General features: G+C 64.6%; 1 protein-coding gene. It reads right to left on the bottom strand.

The features are described from left to right. Positions 1-108 precede the first annotated feature (108 nt). A complete protein-coding gene (locus G4G00_RS21705; RefSeq protein WP_164276631.1) occupies positions 109-999 on the bottom strand; it encodes a baseplate J/gp47 family protein in 891 nt (296 codons plus the stop codon). Between the last annotated feature and the right edge of the window lie 237 nt (positions 1,000-1,236).

The following is a 1,236-nucleotide window of genomic DNA, read 5'->3' as shown; positions in this document are numbered from 1 at the left end:
AACTGACGGATGTCCGGCCAGGCATAGCCGGCAATGCTCAGGCGGTAACGGGAGGTGGCACCGTCGCCGACTGCAAACGGCATGGCGCTAACCGGGCGGGCAATGGCCTCAGTCATCGCCCACCCCGCCATTGGTGAGGGTGATGCCGCTGCAGTGGCTGGCCTGGGTGGCCGTCACGGCGATATCGGCCAGCGGCGCATGCAGTTCTACACGCTGCACGCCTTCGGCATGCAGGGCAGCGAACAGGCCTGATCGGGTCACATCCCGACCGATGCGGTGGGAGCCATCCACATAGGCCTGCAGGCGCCGCCGGGCCTCGCCCAGCACCACCTGCGCATCGGGGCCGGCGAAGGTATACACGCTGGCGTCGATGGCAAAGGCCACGACCTCCACCGATTGCACAATGACGTGATCGGTGAGCGGGCGTACCGAGTCGGCTGAAAGCGCCGCATCCACGGCAGCGATGAGCTCGGCCGTAGCACTACCATCGCCCTCACGCGAGAGGATCGATACACGGACGACGCCAGGCGCATCGCTGATCGCGCTGGCGTCCAGCACGCGCGGATCAGCGCCCAGGGCATGGAAGATGTACGCACCTTCCGGGCCGGCGACCGAGAGGCCTTCCGGGGCCAGCTGGATGCGGCGGCGGAAAGCAGCATCGTCTTCGTACACGGCCGGTGCACCAGTGACCGGATCGGCCGGTGTCAGTAGCTGCCGGGTCACGCCAAAGGGCGCGGCCAGGTGATCCAGGTCGCCGTGCTGGGCATAGGCCAACAGCAGGCCCTTGGCGCGCTGGTTGAACTGCTCGCGCAGGATCAGCTCGCGATAGGCGCTGGCCTGGAGCAGCTTGTAGAGCGGCTCGGACTCGAGCAGCAGCACGTCGGGCAGGTAGAGGTGCAGCTCGGCCACGCGCTGGGCGAGCAACTGCTCGAACGATAGCTGCTCGAACACATCTGGCACGGGCAGCTTGGATAGATCAACGGCGGTGAAGGTGGACATAAGGGGGCGAAGGACTGCAGTAGCCACTACAGTCGCTTCGCGTGCTCAGTATGTCAGCGCGGACGTTCTGTAAACGTCCGCACTACAGCCTCGTTAATGTAATCAGGCGGGCGCTCCGGTGCCGATCGGATCCGGGTCTACTGGGGGCACTCTATGATTACCTTCTATCTCAGAGAGCTTGCGCTCCCCTTCATCTAAGATATCGATCAAGCGGCAAAGCGCCAAACTCTCTGTGTC

The organism is Stenotrophomonas sp. B1-1, from assembly GCF_010894375.1.
Classification (GTDB): domain Bacteria; phylum Pseudomonadota; class Gammaproteobacteria; order Xanthomonadales; family Xanthomonadaceae; genus Stenotrophomonas.
Note: the sequence above shows the minus strand (reverse complement) of the source record. Positions and strands in the feature narration are given on the sequence as shown.

Coding starts and splice junctions, on each gene's coding strand:
- G4G00_RS21705 (WP_164276631.1), bottom strand. CDS start 999: ATGTCCACCTTCACCGCCGTTGATCTATCCAAGCTGCCCGTGCCAGAT.